This window comes from Achromobacter sp. DMS1, from assembly GCF_001270295.1.
This window is the reverse complement of sequence record NZ_LHSJ01000336.1, coordinates 1-3995: the sequence shown is the minus strand read 5'-3', so window position 1 is coordinate 3995 and position 3995 is coordinate 1. Positions and strand designations below refer to the sequence as shown.

Annotated in this window: 1 protein-coding gene and 3 pseudogenes; 2 read left to right on the top strand and 2 right to left on the bottom strand. The window is 68.6% G+C overall.

Features of this window, described 5'->3' with window-relative positions; all coding sequences use genetic code 11:
* Both AD428_RS25835 and AD428_RS23755 read right to left on the bottom strand, forming a co-directional pair.
* A pseudogene (locus tag AD428_RS25835) lies at positions 1-189 on the bottom strand (ectoine hydroxylase); the annotation flags it as partial.
* Positions 190-196: 7 nt separating this feature from the next.
* Positions 197-469 (bottom strand): annotated as a pseudogene (locus tag AD428_RS23755) (bifunctional 4-hydroxy-2-oxoglutarate aldolase/2-dehydro-3-deoxy-phosphogluconate aldolase); the annotation flags it as partial.
* Positions 470-768: 299 nt separating this feature from the next.
* On the opposite strand from AD428_RS23755, the pseudogene uvrA reads away from it, so the two are divergent.
* Both uvrA and AD428_RS29890 read left to right on the top strand, forming a co-directional pair.
* A pseudogene (gene uvrA / locus AD428_RS23750) lies at positions 769-3678 on the top strand (excinuclease ABC subunit UvrA); the annotation flags it as partial.
* 103 nt (positions 3679-3781) lie between these two features.
* Positions 3782-3995: uL13 family ribosomal protein (locus AD428_RS29890; protein WP_369798826.1), on the top strand; the 214-nt coding region annotated here is incomplete at its 3' end.

Genomic DNA, 3995 nt, shown 5'->3' with positions numbered 1-3995 from the left:
GGCCGTCATGGAACGGATGCCGCCCTGCTCGACCAGCAGTTGCAGGCTCACGGGATCGGGCACGCCGTATTCCTGCTTCTTGAGCGACTGCTTGTAATGCTCATTGGGCGTTTCGCCCACGCAGGAAATGAACTGGCGGTGCGATCCCGGCACCAGCATCAGCGGGCCGTTGCACTCGTTGTTGTCGGTGAKCRGCGCCGGCCACCAGCGCCTCGCGGGCCTGCGCCTCGTCGAGCACCGTGCCCACGCCCAGCAGCAATTGCGGACCGTGCTTGTCGCGCAAGGCGCGCAGCAGATCCGTCACGCCGGGGATGGTCCAGGTGAGTTCCAGCGCCGGGCAGCCCGCCGTCACGGCGACTTCGGCGGCATAGGCCGCGGCGGCGGCGTCGGTATAGCGCAGCACCGGCACCACCCGCGCCGCCAGCAGGGCGGACATCCGGGAGGCCAGGGGGGAAGGGGCAGCAGTCATGGAAATCCTCGCAAGCGTTCCGGCGGCGGCCGGTTCACACCAGATTGTCCACCGCGTGACGCCGTGCCGCCATGTCCGCCTGCGGGGTTTCGGACCAGGATGTGTCTCCGTTTATTTGAAGCGCGGGATTCCGCATTGACGCCAGGGAATTGACCCGCTTTTCGGACGAATCTGCGATACTGTTTATTTGTACAGCTTACTCAATGGAAATTGTCCACAATACGGACAGTTGACCACGATATAGGCGATTATTCCACAAGGCCGCTCTACGCCGCCAGGGGCCCGCCCTGGCGCGGGGCATGTCCCATCCTCAGGCTACGATACCGTCCATGAGCTCCGAAATCCGCATCGTTGGCGCCCGCCAGAACAATCTCAAGAACCTGGACCTTACCCTCGCCACCGGTGAACTCGTGGTGGTAACCGGCGTGTCGGGATCCGGCAAGAGTTCGCTGGCCTTCGACACCCTGTACGCCGAAGGCCAGCGCCGCTACGTGGAAACCTTCTCGCCCTATGCGCGCCAGTTCCTGGACCGCATGGACAAGCCCCAGGTCGACCGCATCGAAGGCATCCTGCCGGCCATCGCCATCGACCAGACCAATCCGGTGCGCAGTTCGCGCAGCACGGTCGGCACCATGACCGAGCTGAACGACCACCTCAAGCTGCTGTTTGCGCGCGGCGCCCGGCTCTATTGCCGGGGCTGCGGCCGGCTGGTGCGCCGCGACACGCCGGATTCCATTTTCCACGCGCTGGCCGGGCGCGCCGCCGCCGTGGGCGATCCGCGCCTGGTCATCACCTTCCCCATCGCGGTGCCCGCCAACTTCACCGAAGACGAAGTGCGCGGCTTCCTGGAGCAGCAGGGCTACACGCGCGTGCATGCCGAGGAAACCGCCGCGCCCGGCCCCGCCGCCGGCAAGCCGGGCAAGAAGAGCAAGGCCAGGGGCGCGTCGGGCGGCGGCGAGGAGCGCCGCATCCTGCACGTGGTGCAGGACCGCTTCCGTTTCGCCGGCGCCGAGCGCGAACGCGTCATGGAGGCGCTGGACACCGCGCTGCGCATGGGCGCGGGCCACCTGGCCGTGCGCGTCATGGGCGAGGACGGCGGCGACGCTCAGGTCTGGCGTTTCAGCGACCGGCTGCACTGCGCCGATTGCGACATCGAATACACCGACCCGCTGCCCAGCAGCTTCTCCTTCAACTCGCCGCTGGGCGCCTGTGAATCGTGCCGCGGCTTCGGCCGCGTGATCGGCATCGACTTCGGCCTGGTAATCCCGGACGAGAACAAGACCCTGCTCGAGGGCGCCATCAAGCCCTGGCAGACGCCCTCTTACAAGGAATGCCAGGACGAGCTGCAGAAGTACGCGCCGCGCGCCGGCATTCCGCTCGGCGTGCCCTGGAAGCACCTCACCGACGAGCAGAAGCGCTGGGTGCTGTACGGCACGCCCGACTGGAAGGGCGGAAGCGACGCCTGGAAACACCAGTGGTACGGCGTGCAGCGCTTCTTCGACTGGCTCGAAACCAAGGCGTACAAGATGCACGTGCGGGTGCTGCTGTCCAAATACCGCAGCTACACGCCCTGCCCCGCCTGCAACGGCGCCCGCCTCAAGCCCGACGCCCTGCTCTGGCGGCTGGGCGACAAGGCGGAAGCCGACGCCGTGCTGCCGCCGGACGACGGGCGCTACAAGCGCTTCATGCCGGTGCACGCCGCATGGAGCCGCGAACAGCTCGACAACCTGGACGGCCTGTCCATCCACGACGTCATGCTGCTGCCCATCGAACGGGTGCGCGCCTTCTTCGACCGGCTGCGCTTCACCGGCGCGCTGGACGCGGCCACCGATCTCCTCATGACCGAGGTGCGCGCGCGGCTGAAGTTCCTCTGCGACGTGGGCCTGGGCTATCTCACGCTGGACCGCCAGAGCCGCACGCTGTCCGGCGGCGAGGTGCAGCGCATCAACCTGACCACGGCGCTGGGCACCTCGCTGGTGAACACCCTTTTCGTGCTCGACGAGCCTTCCATCGGCCTGCACCCGCGCGACATGCACCGCGTGGTGGAAGTCATGCACCGGCTGCGCAACGCCGGCAACACGCTGGTGGTGGTGGAACACGATCCGCAGGTCATGGTGGCGGCCGACCGCATCATCGACATCGGCCCGGGCCCCGGCGAGCGCGGCGGCCGCATTGTCTTCGACGGCACGCCCGCGCAACTGCGCAACGCCGCCACGCTCACCGGCGACTACCTGGGCGGGCGGCAGCGCGTGGAGGCGCCGCGTCCCATGCCCGTGGCCGGCAATACCCCGCGCCTGGTGCTGGAAGGCGTGAGCGCCCACAACCTCAAGAACGTTTCCATCGAACTGCCCCTGGGCCGGCTGGTCTGCGTGACGGGCGTGTCCGGTTCCGGCAAGTCCACGCTGGTGCAGGACGTGCTGTATCCCGCCCTGCTCAAGCAGAAGGGCAAGCCGTCCGAAGCGCCCGGGCCGTTCGAGCGCCTGCTGGGCGCCGAGCAGATCGCCGACGTGGTCATGGTGGACCAGACGCCCATCGGCAAGACCACGCGGTCCAACCCGGCCAGCTACGTGGGCGCCTTCGACGCCATCCGCAAACTGTTCGCCCAGGCGCCGCTGGCGCGCGAGCGCGGCTACACGGCGGGCACGTTCAGCTTCAACGGCGGCGACGGCCGCTGCCCCACCTGCGGCGGCACCGGCTTCGAGCACGTGGAAATGCAGTTTCTTTCCGACGTGTACCTGCGCTGCCCCGATTGCGACGGCAAGCGCTTCCGGCCCGAGGTGCTGGAGGTGCGCGTGGAGCACCTGGGCAAGAGCGCCTCCATCGACGAAGTGCTCGAAATGACGGTGAGCGAGGCGCTGGACTTCTTCAAGGGTCTGCGCGACGTGCAGACCGGGCTCGCGCCGCTGGCGGACGTGGGGCTGGAATACGTGCGGCTGGGCCAGCCCGTGCCCACGCTTTCGGGCGGCGAGGCGCAGCGGCTCAAGCTCGCCGGCCACCTGGCCGAGGCCGCGCGCAGCGGCATCTCCACGGCCAAGGTCGCCAAGAAGGGCAGCCTGTTCCTGTTCGACGAACCCACCACGGGCCTGCACTTCGACGACGTGGCGCGGCTCATGCGCGCCTTCCGCAAGCTGCTGGCCGCCGGCCATACGCTGCTCGTCATCGAGCACAACCTGGACGTGATCCGCGCGGCCGACTGGCTGATCGACCTGGGGCCCGAGGGCGGCGACGCGGGCGGCGAGGTCGTGGGCGTGGGCACCCCGCGCGACCTGATGGACAACCCGGCCTCGCACACGGGCGCGGCGCTGCGCGACTATGAAGTCAGCATCCTGCCCGCCGGCATCGTCGCGAGCACCGACGCCGACGCCCAGGAAGCCGAGCAGGCCGGCCTGGCCGCGGTCATCGAGGAGCCGCGCGCGGACTACGMSGCGCAAGGGCAAGGTCCTCGGTCGTGTGGCCAGCGAAGTCGCACGCCGTCTGCGTGGCAAGCACAAACCCGAATTCACGCCGCACGTGACACGGGCGATTA